This window comes from Brooklawnia cerclae (assembly GCF_011758645.1).
In the GTDB taxonomy this organism is placed as follows: Bacteria; Actinomycetota; Actinomycetes; order Propionibacteriales; family Propionibacteriaceae; genus Brooklawnia; species Brooklawnia cerclae.
This window is the reverse complement of record NZ_JAAMOZ010000005.1, coordinates 31,163-45,806: the sequence shown is the minus strand read 5'-3', so window position 1 is coordinate 45,806 and position 14,644 is coordinate 31,163. Positions and strand designations below refer to the sequence as shown.

The 14,644-nt window shown below is 67.8% G+C and carries 13 protein-coding genes; 7 read left to right on the top strand and 6 right to left on the bottom strand.

From position 1 onward, the window contains the following. Positions 1-159 precede the first annotated feature (159 nt). Positions 160-555, bottom strand: a complete 396-nt coding sequence (gene trxA / locus FB473_RS16970; RefSeq protein ID WP_167171827.1) for a thioredoxin — start codon at positions 553-555, stop codon at positions 160-162. A 490-nt stretch (positions 556-1,045) separates the two neighbouring features. Between trxA and FB473_RS16965 the strand changes: the two genes are divergently transcribed. Beyond that, positions 1,046-2,614: an aspartate:alanine exchanger family transporter gene (locus tag FB473_RS16965; protein WP_167171823.1), complete on the top strand. Its 1,569-nt coding sequence runs from the start codon at positions 1,046-1,048 to the stop codon at positions 2,612-2,614. 69 nt (positions 2,615-2,683) lie between these two features. Here FB473_RS16965 and FB473_RS16960 read toward each other — a convergent pair whose 3' ends face one another. Beyond that, complete coding sequence (locus tag FB473_RS16960) at positions 2,684-3,466, bottom strand: TetR family transcriptional regulator (RefSeq protein ID WP_167171820.1); 783 nt, start codon at positions 3,464-3,466, stop codon at positions 2,684-2,686. Between the two features lie 411 nt (positions 3,467-3,877). Here FB473_RS16960 and FB473_RS16955 point away from each other — a divergent pair, with 411 nt between their 5' ends. Both FB473_RS16955 and FB473_RS18640 read left to right on the top strand, forming a co-directional pair. Further along, on the top strand, positions 3,878-4,495 hold the full coding sequence (locus tag FB473_RS16955; RefSeq protein ID WP_167171815.1) for a hypothetical protein: 618 nt from the start codon (positions 3,878-3,880) through the stop codon (positions 4,493-4,495). A 1,259-nt stretch (positions 4,496-5,754) separates the two neighbouring features. Continuing rightward, entirely contained in the window at positions 5,755-6,006 is a 252-nt protein-coding gene (locus FB473_RS18640; protein ID WP_167171812.1) for a PaeR7I family type II restriction endonuclease, read from the top strand. A 77-nt stretch (positions 6,007-6,083) separates the two neighbouring features. On the opposite strand, the gene FB473_RS16945 is transcribed toward FB473_RS18640, so the two are convergent. From FB473_RS16945 to FB473_RS16930, 4 genes are read right to left on the bottom strand one after another with little or no spacing between them, the layout of a single operon-like run. Further along, on the bottom strand, positions 6,084-6,857 hold the full coding sequence (locus tag FB473_RS16945; RefSeq protein WP_167171809.1) for an IclR family transcriptional regulator: 774 nt from the start codon (positions 6,855-6,857) through the stop codon (positions 6,084-6,086). A 52-nt stretch (positions 6,858-6,909) separates the two neighbouring features. Then, positions 6,910-7,737 carry a sugar phosphate isomerase/epimerase family protein gene (locus FB473_RS16940; RefSeq protein ID WP_167171805.1) on the bottom strand — a complete coding sequence of 276 codons (828 nt, stop codon included), beginning with the start codon at positions 7,735-7,737 and terminating at the stop codon, positions 6,910-6,912. Positions 7,738-7,748: 11 nt separating this feature from the next. Further along, positions 7,749-9,821: an FAD-dependent oxidoreductase gene (locus tag FB473_RS16935; protein ID WP_167171802.1), complete on the bottom strand. Its 2,073-nt coding sequence runs from the start codon at positions 9,819-9,821 to the stop codon at positions 7,749-7,751. 28 nt (positions 9,822-9,849) lie between these two features. Next, the gene (locus FB473_RS16930; RefSeq protein ID WP_167171798.1) at positions 9,850-10,635 is read right to left on the bottom strand and encodes a 3-ketoacyl-ACP reductase; all 786 of its coding nucleotides are present in this window, start codon (positions 10,633-10,635) and stop codon (positions 9,850-9,852) included. Positions 10,636-10,877: 242 nt separating this feature from the next. Here FB473_RS16930 and eda point away from each other — a divergent pair, with 242 nt between their 5' ends. The 4 genes from eda (at position 10,878) to FB473_RS16910 (ending at position 14,633) form a co-directional block, all read left to right on the top strand. Further along, on the top strand, positions 10,878-11,522 hold the full coding sequence (gene eda / locus FB473_RS16925) for a bifunctional 4-hydroxy-2-oxoglutarate aldolase/2-dehydro-3-deoxy-phosphogluconate aldolase (RefSeq protein WP_167171794.1): 645 nt from the start codon (positions 10,878-10,880) through the stop codon (positions 11,520-11,522). Continuing rightward, positions 11,519-12,625, top strand: coding sequence for a PfkB family carbohydrate kinase (locus tag FB473_RS16920; protein WP_167171790.1), 1,107 nt, complete (start codon positions 11,519-11,521; stop codon positions 12,623-12,625). The genes eda and FB473_RS16920 overlap by 4 nt, the downstream gene beginning before the upstream one ends. 400 nt (positions 12,626-13,025) lie before the next feature. After that, on the top strand, positions 13,026-13,832 hold the full coding sequence (locus FB473_RS16915; RefSeq protein ID WP_167171787.1) for an enoyl-CoA hydratase-related protein: 807 nt from the start codon (positions 13,026-13,028) through the stop codon (positions 13,830-13,832). Between the two features lie 3 nt (positions 13,833-13,835). Further along, the gene (locus FB473_RS16910; RefSeq protein WP_167171783.1) at positions 13,836-14,633 is read left to right on the top strand and encodes a 3-ketoacyl-ACP reductase; all 798 of its coding nucleotides are present in this window, start codon (positions 13,836-13,838) and stop codon (positions 14,631-14,633) included. Positions 14,634-14,644: the final 11 nt, after the last annotated feature.

The following is a 14,644-nucleotide window of genomic DNA, read 5'->3' as shown; positions in this document are numbered from 1 at the left end:
CGTGGATCGGCCTCCGACCCCGTGCTCGGGAGTCTAATCTTAACGAGAATCTATATCAATAAATGTCCACCAGGCGACCGTGGCGCCGACGGGCTCCGGACGCAGAACGCCCGCGCACAGGAGGAGCACCCTGCGCGCGGGCGTTGAAGACTGCGAAGGTCAGGCGCGCTGGTCGCCCGCCGGGGACGCGTCCCGCGCGTCCATCTCGGCCACCTGCCTGCGCACCTCGTCCATGTCGAGCGAGCGCACCTGCTCGACGAGGCTGTCGAGTGCGGACGCGGGCAGCGCGCCGGCCTGGGAGAAGACGGGGACGCCCTCGCGGAAGATCATCAGGGTGGGGATGGAGGTGATCCCGGCCGCGCCGGCCAGCTCCTGCTGGTCCTCGGTGTCGATCTTTCCCCACACGATGTCGGGGTCCTTGTCGCTCGCGGCCTCGAAGATGGGGGCGAAGCGCTGGCAGGGCATACACCAGCCGGCCCAGAAGTCGAGGAAGACGATGTCGTTCTTCGCCAGCGTCTCGTTGATGTTCTCGCTGGTGACGGTGGTGATGGCCATTGCTGTCTCCTGGTTCGTGTGGACCGGTTGCCGATCGCCGATCCGACCGCGGTCACGTCTGTCATCGTGGAAAACGAGCCCCTGGGGTCGCATTATTCCGACACCGCGCGGGGTGGCTCGAATTCGTCCACCGGCGAACCCGGAGTGGTGAACGCAAAGACCGGGACTCGCGCACCCACCCCCTGAGACGCGAGCCCCGGTCATATGGTCGCGCATCGGCAAGCCGGGGGGACTGCCGGAATCGACCGTGAACATCAGAATGCCACGAAAGGGGGTCGCCTGCCACTATCGCTCCCACGAATAACCTGAGGGTTTGCCGTGAATGGCGGACACCGTCGTTTCAGGAATGCGCGGGGCGTCCGATCGGGGGCGAAAGCTCGCGACACGCCGACGACACGCCCACGGGACCCCGCGTGTTGCCACGATGGGGGAATGGGGACGACGGCGTCCGCGTTGCACACGGCGGCCGAGCTGCGGAAGGGATTGTCACATGGTGGAGGTGCTTGTCAGCAATCCATTGCTGGCGGTAATGATCGTTCTTGCCGTCGGCGCCGCCGTCGGGCAGATCCCGTTCGGGCCGTTGCGCTTCGGCGCGGCCGGCGCCTTGTTCGTGGGGCTGGCGGTCGGCTGCCTCGATCCGCGCATCGGCCAGTCTCTCGGCGTCCTCCAGGCGCTGGGCCTGGCGCTGTTCGTCTACACGGTCGGGCTGGCCGCCGGGTCGACCTTCGTCCGTGACCTGCGCACCCAATGGCCGCTCATGGCGCTGGGGGTGGTGGTCGTCCTCGTCGTCGGAGTCGTGGCCGGGGTGGGGGCGCGCATGGTCGGCGTCCCGGGCACCACGGTGGCGGGCGCGTTCGCCGGCTCGCTGACGGCCACCCCGGCTCTGGCCGCGGCATCGGCCGCCTCCGGGGGCGATCCGCAGGTCGCCGTCGGCTACTCGCTCGCCTACCCGGTGGGCGTGATCATCGCGATCCTCGTCGTCTCCCTCGGCATCGGCCGCGAGTGGCCGGCCCGGCGCGACACCGCGTCGCTCGCCGGCGCGGGCATCGCGACGATGAGCGTGATCGTCGAACACCCGACGGCGATCGACGACCTGCCCGGCTGGAACACCCAGAACATCAAGCTCAGCTATCTGCGCCGGGGCAACCGGACGCAGGTCGTCCAGCCGGGGGAGTACCTCGGGGTGGACGACATGGTTCTGGTCGTCGGGCCGAAGACGGCTGTCGAGACGGCGGCCGCCGCCCTCGGACGCCCCGCGAGGACGATGCTCACCCACGATCGTGCCGATGTCGACTTCCGGCGCTTCCTCATCTCCAGCCCTCGTCTCACCGGGCGCACCGTGGCCGAGATCGACCTGCCCGGACGCTTCGGCGGCACCGTCACCCGCGTCAAGCGCGGTGACCTCGACATGGTGGCCGCTGACGACCTCGTCCTGCAACCCGGCGATCGCGTCCTCGCGGTCGTCCCGCGCGAGCACATGGAGGACGCTGCGGCCCTGTTCGGCGACTCGGAACGCAAGATCAGCGAGATCGACGCCCTGGGTTTCGCGCTCGGCCTCACCGCGGGGCTGCTGCTCGGGCTGGTCGCGGTGCCGCTGCCGGGTGGCGGCTCGTTCTCACTGGGCACTGCCGCCGGGCCCCTGGTGATGGGCATGGTGCTCGGCGCGCTGCACCGCACCGGACCCATGCAGTGGGACCTGCCGCAGGCCGCCAACCTGACGATCCGGCAGCTGGGTCTGCTGCTGTTCCTCGCTGCCGTGGGACTGGCCAGCGGTCCGGCGTTCGCCGCGTCCATGCTCACGTGGACGGGGGTCAAGGTGGGTGTGCTGGCCGCCGTCGTCGTGATCGCCGCCGCCGGCCTCTTCCTGCTCGGTGGGCGGCTGCTCGATCTGTCCGCGCAGCGGACGATGGGTGGTTTCGCGGGGCTGGTCGGCCAGCCGGCGATCCTGTCGTTCGCGACCACGAAGACCAACGACGAACGGGTCGAGTCGGGCTATGCCGCACTGTTCGCGATCTGCATCATCGCGAAGATCATCGTCGTCCCGTTCCTCGTGGGCTAAGGAGACCAAGTGTGGGCTCCGGAACCTGCCCCAGCTACATCGCGCGCGGCGTGCTCGAAACCGGCGGCTTCAGACCCCACCTACACCCTCGTTTGCGATGAGCCCGTCTGGATCGAGGCGAAGGGTCCGCAGACGAAGCGCGGCTGCGAATTCCGGTTGATACGCACGGAACTGCTCGTTACCGGTAGGCACATTCTCTCGATCCTCGAGGAATTCGTCCGCCACCTGCGCGGCGGCTTCAATCACCTCGGCCACGTCACCGATTCCACCGGCACGCAGGGCTGTTATGGTGGCGATACAGGATGCCGTGCGCACGCTCGGCTCTGATATGTCGGACCTCAGACAGTCATGAATCTCAAGATAGCCAATGAAGGCTGACACTATTGCCTCCGCCACTTCATCAGCCGCCGCTTCGGGTCTCAATTGCCCGAGAGCAACCGCTTCGAAGAGCAGCGCCTGCACAGTCGTCTTCCAGATTGGGATTTGAGGTGGCAGACCCGAGTAAGCCGCACCCCGGTCGGTGGCGAGCACCAGCGCTGCACGCGCTCGTGTGTTGGTCAGTGCGCGTTCGGCGACCAGCATTCCGAGTGCGGCCAAGGAGATCAGGCCGCGCCGACTTGGAATTTGGTGTACTCGCAGAAACTCACCCCACTGCGCATGCTCATCGTGGATGATCTGCGCACCAATGGCCAGCTTGGTCTTGAAGTGGTAGTGCACACTGCCCGCATTCACGTTGGCTGCTGAGACGATCGCGCTCAGCGAGGACAAGCCGAATCCCCTTCGACAGATCTCACCGGCCGCGGCACTCAAAATGAGGTCACGCGTTCGTTCGGACCGCTCGTCCTGCCGCACACACACTCCTCGCCTCAACCTCGTCTCAATCCTAGGCTCGCTTGGAGCGTGGGGCGCGCCTCGGCCCAAACCGGGCCCGGTGCTGGAGCACGCTGTCATCGAACCCGATCAGTGGTGCCGACGGTGCGGGTACGAAGGGGCACCACGAGGGCGGGAGTTTCCTAGATCTGGCCGCGTCATCCGTCCCGCCGGTGACTCGATGGAGAACGGCCGCCACCGCGTCCAGCACGGCATCTTCAGCCGTCGCGGGATGAGAGACGACCCGCTCTACCAGGCACGCCGCACTCTGCTCACCTCCGTCGTGTGATTTTTTAGGCGATTACCTAAAATGCTGGACCCCTGCTCGTCTCACATGTAGCCTGAAAGCACGCTGCAGCCAACGATGCCCACCCAGAACATTGGAGACTTATCATGCCTGCCAAGCACGTTCGAAGACTGGCGGTCGCCTTTGCGGCCCTGTTGGTCGTGATGAGTACCTCGACGCAAGCGGCTAGTGCTGCGCCAGACGAACCGGGCACGATTTCCCGGACGAGCAGCGTGCCACTCAGCGTTGACCACTACGACGCTGCGGTGGCTGCTGCACACGGCTTCGAGATTCGCACGAGAGCCGATGGAAACCAGCACCCGGTTCCGGTCACCCAGGAGGCACAAGCGATTGCGGCAGAGTACCCCCTCGTGAACGGGGTACCTGATAGCGGGGCCTCGCCACAGGGATTTGATGAGAAAGAGGGACCTTGCGGCAGTGCTTACGTTTCTCTTACTCGTGATTTGAACAACAGGGATGTCTACATCAACACCGGATTCGCAGTCACCGCGCCCGTCAGCTACCGGTCCTGGAGTGTCCAGTTGATGGGCACTGCAGGAATTAATCATCAGCCCTTCTCAGGGGGCGAGAGCCCGGCCGTTTGGGGTGATTCTCGGACCGTCTTCTACCCGTCCGGAGGAATCGGCTACGTGACTGCTGGTTCGCACGTGATGTTGGTCACTGGAGCTGTCTGCTACTCCTACGGGCCGCAGACCAGCTTCTGAATGTGGCGGCACCTGGTTGAGGGTGTCCTATCGGGGCGCCCTCAACCAGCTCGGCGATAGGACGAGATGTTATATCTGAATCAAGAGGACAGCGATCGCTGGCCACCGGAGATGGTGATCTCTGTGCAGTCGGCGACGCTCAGAATGCTCCAGTTGCTATATGTGCGCGAGGTTTATCAGCTCAGCACACAGACACGGCTACCGGGTCTTGATCCGGCTCCATCTGAGCATGCTGCCGCCCCGCAGGGGTGGCGATCGGACCGTTGGGAGACCGAGTGGTCCGCGGCCCTCGCTGAACTTGTCAGAGGTGAGCGTTCGCGAGCCGCTGGCACACCTTCACGACAGGGCATCTTCGATGCGCTTCACCCCCGTGCCAGCGACCGCGATATAGACAGTCAACTGGGCATCAGTTTCCAGAAATGGCAGCAACGGACTCACCGACACCCATCGGGTCCTTTCCGGACATCGCCGGACTACCTAGCGCTTGACGACCTGATCGCAGCCTGGAGCAACGGCTTTACCACCTGCGTCATGCTTCCGCTCGCCGGCGAGTATGCGACGCGCTTAGGACGCCACATTCTGCTTGTCTCGCCGACGACTCGCCATTCACCCGATAGTTATCGGGACGCGTTGCGAGTCCTGTTCGCATGAGGCGGACTTCTACACCCGGCACTTCGAGCCGCTCGGCGTCACCTGCCTGAATCCGTGGGCGCTGGCTGTTTAGGCCGGCAATCACGGCAAATCGGTCGTCCGCCCTGATTTCTGCACATCGACGCGCCAGAGCAAGCGTTTTCCGCCGCCGTTTGGGCGCGTCGATGTGCAGAAATCAGGGTGACGCAGCAGCCCCGACGCTTCCCCTACTGGGCAGCTACGGGGCCGCGGCCAGCGGGACGACCCTCGCGCGTCCTCAACCACCACGCCCCCGCGCCGGGCCCGCCCCTCCTATGTGAGGACATCCCAAGGCTATTCGGGGAAGGCGTCGATGAATCTCAGTGTCATCTGTGGTGGCACGGTGTCGTGACCCGATAGCAGGAGTACGCCCCGGCTGCCTCTTCGGCGGTGAACGCATCGTTTGCCCGAACAGGAAGGCACCGATCCTGCCATTCGACGACCGTCCACTCCGGCTCGTCCGGGTTGGTGACGGCCTTGCCAACCGCGTACTGGTGATATGCCATCCCGGCTCGGAGCTCCCGACGCCGAAGCTCGATGCTCAGTCGACCTCTCGTCCCCGCTGACTGCTGCTTGGCAACTCGAAGGCGTTGTTTCCCACAGACCCTGTTTTCAACGACACCGGGTATCTCGATCGATACCGCATCTTGATGCAGCGTCTCGTACGCGAAAAGCAGTACGACGCTGCCGTCGTGGCAGCGACCGTCAGAGATCAAGGCGTCGCTGACGAGCCCGTCTTCGACCTTTCGTTCGCGAACTTCGAGGCGTCCGTCGCCGCGCGCCTCGCATATATCAAAGCGCTTCCAGAAGAGGCATTCCCCGAAGGCACACTCCCCACATAGCGGGGAGCCAGCGAGCGAACGCTTCGCGATGCGTAGCGGGCGGGTTTTCTCGCCAGCCCCTCAGTAGTTTCCGAGGCTCACCCGGCGAGTTGCGAGGGCAACCGCAGGGGATCGGGCAGCCGGGGGGGTAGGAGTTCGGCCATGCGTCCGGCGACCTGGGCGACGCGGTCGTCGTCCAGGGTGGGGGCCAGCATGGTGACGCTGATCGCCGCCACCGCCGAGCCGTTGGTGAGGATCGGGACGCCCATGCACGCGATGCCCGGTTCGTTCTCCTCGATCTCCGTGGAGTAGCCGCGCCGGCGTGCGCCGGCCAGGGCGTCCCTCAGCGTCGCGGCTTCCCGTGCCGAGCCGACGAACGCGTCCAACTGCTCGTCCGAGACGCTCCGCCAGGCGAGGATGGCCCGCCCGAGCGACGTGGTGGCCGCGGGCACGTTGCGTCCTACCTGTGACCAGACGCGGATAGCCTTGTCGGGCTCGACCTTGTCGACGTAGACGACACGGTCTCCGTTGAGGATGCCCAGGTGGACGAGTTCGCCCAGGTCGCGTGACAGGACGAGCAGGGCCGGGTGCAACAGCTGCGCCAGCGAGTCGGGGCCGAAGTAGCGCGCGCCCAGGCCGACGGCCGCCGGCCCCAGGCGATACGTGCCGTCCTCGTCCTGGGTGACGAAGCCCTTGGCACGCATGGTCGCCAGGGCGCGGTAGGCGGTGGACTTGTTGAAGCCGAGGTCGCGGCACAGGCCGACCAGTGTGGCCCCCTCGGAGTCGGCGTCCGACAAGGCGGTGAGCAGTGCCATAGCGCGGTCGATGGCCTCGACCGGTGTCGGTCCTGCCGTATCGCCGCCGCTAGTCATGCGCCCAAGTCTGCCACGTGACCGGCGTACCGCTCTGTGCGCGGCAACCGGCTCACAGGTACGGTGCGACCAGGCTGTCGAAGCGCATCTTCACCAGGGCCAGGGCGTCGTCCACGGGCATGGCCCACAGGCTCTCGTTGAAGATCTCCGCCTCCACCTTGCCGGAGTAGCCCGTCGCCGCGACGGCCCCGGTGAGTTCCGCGAAGTCGATGTACCCGTTGCCCATGACCCCACGGGAGTTCAGCGGGTTGGACGCCAGGGGCAGCGACCAGTCGCTCACCTGGTAGCTGAGCAGCCGGCCGGCCTGCGCGATGCGGGCGATGTCGTCCAGCACGGCCGGATCCCACCAGATGTGGTAGGTGTCGACGACGACGCCGACCGAGTCGTCCCCCGAGGCGGTCGCCATGGCCAGCGCATCGCCCAGCGTCGAGATCACCGCCCGGTCGGCGGCGAACATGGGGTGCATGGGCTCCAGTGCGAGCCGGACGCCGGCCTGGCGTGCATAGGGTGCCAGTTCGGCGATCGTCGCCGGGATCGCCCGGCGCACCTCGCGGATCGACTGGCCGCGTTCGAGCCCGCCGACCACCATGACCAGGGTGTCGGTGCCGAGCGCGTGCGCCTCGTCGATGGCGCGCCGGTTGTCGTCCAGGGCCTCGGCACGTGCGGCCGGGGTGGACGCGGTGAGGAACCCGCCCCGGCACAACGTGCTGACGCTCAGGCCGGCGTCGGCCACCTGTTTCGCAGCGCGTCCGACGCCGATCTCGGCGACGTTCTGGCGCCACAGGCCGACCGAGTCGAGACCGGCGCGGGCGACCGCGTCGATGAACCGATCGCAGGGGGTGGTCTTCATCGACCACTGGTTGATGGACAGGCGGGGCATCGGTGAGCCTTTCAGTTGATGTTGCGGTCGTCGAGGTAGGTGCGCCAGACGACCTCGAACGGCTCGTCGGTGTGTGGGATCGGGCGCACCGGGCGCCACGAGCAGCGCACGGGCGGCACGGGCCCGTCCGTGGGATCGGCGCGGACGATCTGTGCGAGGCCGTCCAGCCGCCCGTCGTCCCGGACGAAACGGAATCGCTTGTCCAGCCCGAGGTCGGCGTATCCGCCGGTTCCGTCCTCCCGGCAGGGGAGGTCTCCGTCGGGTTCGGTGTACAGGACCGAGCCGCGGCTGCGTCCGCCGTGGTCGAGGTAGTCGGCCATGGCGGTCAGATAGACGTACTGGGTGGTGAGGATGTCGCGGACGAGGAACAGGCGGTCGACCGAGCGCCGGCTGGACGCGTCGGCCGCGATCGTCTCGCCGAGGCGTGCCAGGCGGGCGCGGGTCTCGTCGAGCGCGACCCTGATCGAGGCGCCCGAGCGCACCAGGCCCGCTCGGGCACTCATGAGTGCCGCGGCACTGCTCAGCGCCTCGGCGGTGCTGTCGGGCCGTCCCGACCTGAACCTGGCGTCGGCGGCGGCGACGAGCCCGGTGGCCGCCTCCACGGCCGGAGTGGCGGCGGCCTCGAAGACGTCCGCGTCCGGCGGGCGCTTCGCGCCCTTCTCGGCGATCCACTGGGCCGCACGGGTGGCCCCCACCTGCCCGGAGTTCAGCGCGGCCCCGCCCGGCCGGTAGACGCCGTGGGCGCCGGCCGCCTCACCCACGGGGAACAGGCCCGCGAGCGGCGAGCGCCACCAGTGGTCCACCTCGAGCCCGCCGTTGTTGTGCTGGGCGCACACGGCGACCTCCAGCGGGTCGGTCGCGAGATCGACGCGCGGGCCCCGTTCCAGGTAGAAGTCGTACGCCGCCCGGTTGAGTCGTCTCAGGCGCTCCACGGGTGGGGCGTCGGGCGCCACGGCGTCCACCCCCGTGCGCTCGAGGTACTCGCGGGCCTCCGGACGCAGCGCACGCAGGTCGAAGTCCCGGCCCATCGGGTTGGTGCGGTAGTCGAGCCACACGCGTCGTCCGCGAACGGCGGTCTCCCGGTGGACGAGCAGGTCGATCACCGAGGAACCGTCTGCTGCCTTGCGGGCGTCGAAGGGCCACTGGTAGCCCTTGAGGAACACCAGGGATGACTGGATGCCGTAGTCAGGAAGAGCTTCGGAGAGGAACTCGCGCTCGTCGCCGCCCTCGGCATCGGTGGAGAAGAACCTCGGCACCACCTGCATGTAGCTCCCCGAGACGTTCCACCTGGGGGCGAGCGAGGCCAGCCCGAACTGCCATTCGGTGAGGTTCTTCCCGGGTGCCCCCGCTCGCAGGGCCGCCCCGGTGGCGCCCCACTGACCGTGGGGGTACACCGAGTCGGCGTAGATGCCGGCGGGCCCGCCGGTCGCGTAGACGACGTTGGACGACGCGATGAGCAGGAAGCGGGCGGCGGTCTCGTCCCCCTGCTCGGTGGGCGCCGACGTCTTGTTCATGACGAGGAGACCCACGACACGCGGCTGCGGGGCTCGGCGGTCGACCAGCACGTCGACGACGCGGCAGCCCTCCATGATCGGGATGCCCGCCACCCTCACGCGGGCCTCCAGGCGCTCGGTCATCTGCTTGGAGGTGTAGGGGCCGACGGAGGTCGCGCGTTCCCGGGGATCGTGGTCGGTCTTATAGCCGATGAACTGGCCGTACCGATCGGTGGGGAAGCCGACACCGGCGTCGACGAGATGCAGGAACGCGCGGGACGACAGCGCCGCCTCGACCAGGGCGTTGTCGCCGTCCATCGCCCCGCCCGCGAACAGGGTGGCGGCGAGGTCGGCGACCGAGTCGGGGGCCTCGCCGCCCAGACCCAGCTTGTAGTAGGTCTGTTTGTCGGAGCCCGCGTTGCGGGACGCCCCGGCGCGGATCTTGTCGGCGATCACCAGCAGATCGGTGTGCCCGGCCATCGCGAGCCGGTCCGCGGCGCAGTAGCCCGCCGATCCGGTGCCGACGACCACGGTCGTGACGGCGATGGTGGGGACGTCGACTCCCTGGATCCGGGTGGTGATGTGCTCCATCAGATGGCCTCTCGTGGGGGACGTGCGATCACAGCCGCGCGATGTGCATGCCGCCGTCCACGTGGACGACGTCGCCGGTCGAGTACGGCATCTGGCCGCTGACGAGTTGGAAGACAGCCCCGCCGACGTCGGACGGGCGGCCCCAGCGCGGCATCGGGGCCAGGCCGTGGGCGAAGCCGTCGTCGTACTTCTGCTTGACCCCGGCGGTCATGTCGGTCTCGACGACTCCTGGACGCACCTCGTAGACGAGGATTCCCTCCGGTGCGAGCCGGGCGGCCCACAGCTTGGTGGCCATCGTCGCTCCGGCCTTCGAGATGCAGTACTCGCCCCGGTTGGTCGAGACGGCCTCGGACGAGATGGAGGTCACGTTCACGATCGTCCCCACCACCTCGGCCCGGGTGGCCTCGCCCGCGTCGCGCAGACGGATCATCTCGCGGGCAACCCTCTGGGTGAGGAAGTAGGGCCCACGCAGGTTGATGCCCAGCACCCGGTCGAAGCTGTCCGGGGTCGCCTCCAGGATGTCGAGTCGCTCGGCGGGCGCGACGCCCGCGTTGTTCACCAGGGCGTCGATGCGGCCCCAGGCATCCCGTGTCTCGGCGACGAAACGCTCGTGGGACGCCAGGTCGTCGACGCTGCCCCGGGTGTAGCGCACCGGCCCGAGGGTGCCCAACTCGGCCAGCAGGTCGTCCGGTGCGGGCCTGGTCGCCATGATCGACACGGCCCATCCCTGCTGGAGCAGGCGCTCGGTGATGCCCCGGCCGATGCCCCGGTTGCCGCCGGTGACCATCGCCACGGGTTGGTCAAGGTGGTTCATTCGTCCTCCCGCCAGATCTGTGCGCGTCCTCACCCCGTCGTTTGGAAAGCGCTTACCAAGAAGTGTAGCGGACGACCTGCTGCTGCGCACCGTCGGCCGACCTGATAGAATCTCGTTTCGACAAATGACCCGATGGTTTCACTGAGCGAAACGCCGACGTTGGCGGGCGATTTGGCCAATCAGCTGTCGGGATCGAACCGGTGCCAGCCCCGGTCGGCTGGCGAATCTCCTGAGGAGTGCACATGAGCGTCGCTCTCGACGACATCACCAAGCACCGCATCGTACCCGTCGTGGTGCTCAACGATGCCGCCAACGCGTCCGGTCTCGGTGACGCGCTGGTGGCCGGCGGCCTTCCGGTCGCGGAGGTCACCTTCCGCACCGCTGCCGCCGCCGATTCCATCAAGATCCTCGCCAAGCGTGACGACCTGATCGTCGGCGCGGGCACGGTGCGCACGGTCGCCCAGGTCGACCAGGCCGTGGACGCCGGTGCCACCTTCATCGTCAGCCCGGGGCTGCGTGCCGACATCGTCACGCGCGCCCAGGAGTTGGGCGTCCCCGTGCTGCCCGGCGCGGTCACCCCGAGCGAGATCCTCCTCGCCGAGCAGCTCGGCCTCAAGACCGTCAAGTTCTTCCCCGCCAACGTCTACGGTGGCGCCGCTGCCATCAAGGGCCTGTCCGCCCCGTTCGGCGACATCTCGTTCGTGCCCACCGGCGGGGTGAGCACCAGCAACCTGGGCGAGTACCTCGCCCTGAAGTGCATCCCCGCTGTCGGCGGCTCCTGGATGGTGCCGGCCAAGGTCGTGGACGCCGGTGAGTTCGACAAGATCGAGGGTCTGGTCCGTGAGGCGGTGGCCCTGGTCGCCGAGCTGACGGGAGAGGGCAAGTGAGTGTCGATCTCGGGCTTCGTCCCGCCGAGGAATGCCGCTGGGACGCTCTGAGCCTCGGCGAGGTCATGCTGCGCCTCGACCCGGGTGACACCCGGATCCGCACCGCGCGGACGTTCACCGTGTGGGAGGGCGGCGGCGAGTACAACGTCGTGCGCGGCCTGCACAAGGTGTTCGGGCTGCGCGCGGGGGTGCTGACCGCGCTGGTGGACAACGAGGTCGGTCACCTCGTCGAGAACTACGTCGAGGCCGGTGGCGTCGACACGTCGCTGATCCGCTGGGTCGGTGACGACGGCGTGGGCCGCACGGTGCGTAACGGGCTCAACTTCACCGAGCGTGGCTACGGCGTCCGCGGGTCGAAGGGCGTCTCCGATCGCGGTCACACCGCCATCGCGCAGACCGCTGCCGGTGACTGGGACCTCGACACCGTCTTCAACAAGCAGGGTGTGCGCTGGCTGCACACCGGCGGCATCTACGCGGCCCTGTCGGAGGTCAGCGCCCAGGCGGTCATCGACGTCTGCAAGGCCGCCAAGGCCGCGGGGACGAAGATCAGCTACGACCTCAACTACCGGCCGAGCCTGTGGAAGTCGATCGGCGGGCAGGACAAGGCGCGCGAGGTCAACCGCGCCGTCGCCCCGTACGTCGACGTCATGATCGGCAACGAGGAGGACTTCGACGCCGCCCTGGGCTTCCAGATCGAGGGCGTGGACGAGAACCTCACCGTCCTGCCGGTGGACAGCTTCGGCCGCATGGTCGAGAACGTGGCCAAGGCCTACCCGAACCTCAAGGTCATCGCCACCACCCTGCGCGCGGTGAAGTCCGCGTCGATCAACGACTGGTCGGCCATCGCCTGGTCGGCGGACGCAGGCCTGGTGCAGGCGGCCCAGCGCAACGACCTGGCGATCTTCGACCGCGTCGGTGGTGGCGACTCCTTCGCGTCCGGCCTGGTCTACGGCCTCCTGACGGGTGAGCCGCTCGAGGTCGCCGTGAACTTCGGTGCGGCGCACGGCGCGCTCGCGATGACCACCCCGGGCGACACCTCGATGGCCACCGCAGCCGAGGTGAAGAAGCTGGCGGGCGGCGGCTCGGCCCGCGTCGACCGCTAGCGGCCGCTCGGACGGCCGTTGCCCTTCGACAAGCTCAGGGGCCATCGCAGAGGTGGTCGTTGGGCTTGCCGAAACGACAGGAGTGCTTCTTCGACAGGCTCAGGGGTCATCGCGGAGGTGGTCGTTGAGCTTGTCGAAACGACAGGAGTGCTCCTTCGACAGACTCAGGCGTCCTCCGGCAGGCCCGGAGGCCCTGGTAGGTGACTTCGGTCGCCGACTCATCCAGACGGCGTCTCGTCCCGTTCGCGGGGCGGGGCGCCGTCCTGGGTTCCGGGCTGGTCGCCCGCGGCTCGTCGCCGTACTCCGTGGGGCCGGACGGGTTGCCCCATGCTACGCTGAAAGCGCTTTCCAAGCTCATGGCCGAGTTGGGGAGACCGAGCTGGAGGAACGGAGAACAGCAGTGAGTGAACGGTTCGCCGCCGGAAGCGGCGAGGACATTCGTGTCGAGCGCGAGGGGTCGGTGGCCACGCTGGTCGTCGATCGTCCGGCACAGCGGAACGCGTTGAGCATCCCCGTGTGCGAGCGGATGCACGAGATCATGGACGGCATCGAGCGCGACCCGGGCATCCGCGTCCTGGTGGTGACCGGTACCGGGCCCAAGTCGTTCGTCGCGGGTGCCGACATCAACGAACTGGTCGCCTACACGCCGGCTCTCGCCTACCGGCACATCGAGGTCGGCCACACGTTGTTCACGCGCATCGAGAACCTTCACGTCCCGACGATCGCGGCCGTCAACGGGTACTGCCTCGGCGGCGGACTCGAGATCGCCATGGCTTGTGACATCAGGATCGCCAGCGCCAATGCGAAGTTCGGCCTGCCCGAGATGAACATCGGCATGGTGCCCGGGTGGGGTGGCACCGAGCGCCTGCAACGTCTCATCGGCCAGTCCCGGGCAGCCGCGATGATGCTCACCGGCGAGATGATCACCTCGGACGAGGCCCTCGCGAACGGCTTGGTCTACCGGTTGTTCGACTCGGTGGACGCGTTGCGTGCCGGCACCGACGAACTCGCGGCCAAGCTGGCCGGCTTCGCACCCCTCACCATGCGGGCGACCAAGGAGATGATCGGCATGTCGGCGGGGCTCTCGCCCCAGCAGGTGCTGCAGCGGGACGCCGCCATGCTCGCCTTCCTGCTCACCACCACCGACGCCCGCGAAGGCCTCACGGCGTTCCTCGAGAAGCGCCCGGCGCGGTACACGGGGGAGTGACCGATGACAGATGCCACACAGGCGGGAGCCGATCGTCCGCGCACGGTGCTCGTGACCGGCGGGGGCCGGGGTATCGGCCTGGGCGTCGTCCAGCAGTTCTTGTCGGAAGGGTGCCGCGTAGCGGTGATTGAGAAGGACCTGGAACGCGCTGATCCCGGGTTCGCCGACCTCGTCGCGCAGGATCACCGTCTCTGGGCGATGTCCGGCGACCTGAACTCGCCCGCCGACCGGGAGGCCTTCGTCAGCGGGGCACAGGAGCGGTTCGGACGCATCGACGTGCTCGTCAACAACGCCGGTGTGGCCCCGCGGGTGCGCCGCGACCTTCTCGAGGTGGACGAGGAGTCGTGGGATTTCGTCCTGGGCACCAACCTCAAGGCGAACTTCTTCCTCACCCAGCAGGTGGCACGCGTCATGACCGACCAGGACATCGTCGACGGCGTGCGCGGCTACATCGTCAACTACGGTTCGCTCAACAGCTACGTCATCGCGACCGACCGTGTCGAGTACGCCGTGTCGAAGGCCGGCGTGGCCATGCTGACCAGGACTTTCGCAAGGCGCCTGGCACCCGACAGGGTCTACGTGTACGAGGTGCGGCCCGGTGTCATCGACACCCCGATGACCCAGGTCGTCCACGAGAAGTACACCCGCATGATCGAGAAGGAGGACGCCTTCCCGATCGCCCGCTGGGGCCAGCCGTCCGACGTGGCGCTGGCGATCAGCGGGCTGGTCGGCGGGGCCTTCCTGTACTCGACCGGGGAGGTCATCAACGTCGACGGCGGCTTCCACCTGCGCAAGCTGTGAGTCGGCGTCCC